Origin of the sequence: Lelliottia sp. RWM.1, from assembly GCF_016859735.1 — a bacterium.
Lineage (GTDB): Bacteria > Pseudomonadota > Gammaproteobacteria > Enterobacterales > Enterobacteriaceae > Enterobacter.
This window is the reverse complement of sequence record NZ_WLVC01000138.1, coordinates 1-724: the sequence shown is the minus strand read 5'-3', so window position 1 is coordinate 724 and position 724 is coordinate 1. Positions and strand designations below refer to the sequence as shown.

Sequence of the window (724 nt, the reverse complement as noted above, 5' to 3'; positions counted from 1 at the left end):
GCCTTTCCGTTTTACAGGTTCCTCAACAGGCCGGTGGGCCGTTAGTATCATCAATATCAGTATTCGCAAAACCAGATCAGTAATTCTTTAAACCGGTGTATTTCTGCCGTTATGCTACATAAGTTTGCTGTCGTGCCGTTAGGGCCCAGGCTATTCTGGCCAGCTTGTTTGCCAGAGCACAAGTGACGACAAAGTTGCTTTTCCGGCACAGTAAATCCCTGACCCAATCGGCCAATTTGCCAGACTGGTGTTCCAGTTTTTGTATGAATACCCTGGCACATTGAACCAACAAAGTTCGGATCTTTTTATTACCTCGCTTACTAATTCCCAGCAATGTCGTCCTACCTCCCGTGCTGTACTGCCGAGGTACAAGCCCTGTTGCCGCCGCAAAGTCACGGCTGCTGGCGTACTGCTTCCCGTCGCCAATCTCAGTTGAAATAGTACTCGCTGTCAGTGTTCCGACGCAGGGAATGCTCAGCAAGCGCTGTCCAACCTCATCTTCGTCCAACTTTCGTTTCAACTGGGATTCCAAATCTTTAATCTGCTCAACAAGATAGTGATAATGCTGTTGTAATTTCAGCAATAACTGGCTGAGGTAAAGAGGCAAACTATTGTCCTCAAGAAGGGTACTCAGTCGGCTAATAACGGCAGCTCCTCGGGGAACGCTAATGCCAAATTCCAGCAGAAAAGCATGCATTTGATTGGTTGTTTTTACCTTATCCTG

1 pseudogene is annotated in these 724 nt (G+C 47.4%); it reads right to left on the bottom strand.

Features of this window, described 5'->3' with window-relative positions:
- Window positions 1-109 precede the first annotated feature (109 nt).
- Window positions 110-724, bottom strand: a pseudogene (locus tag GF617_RS26930) (IS110-like element IS4321 family transposase); the annotation flags it as partial.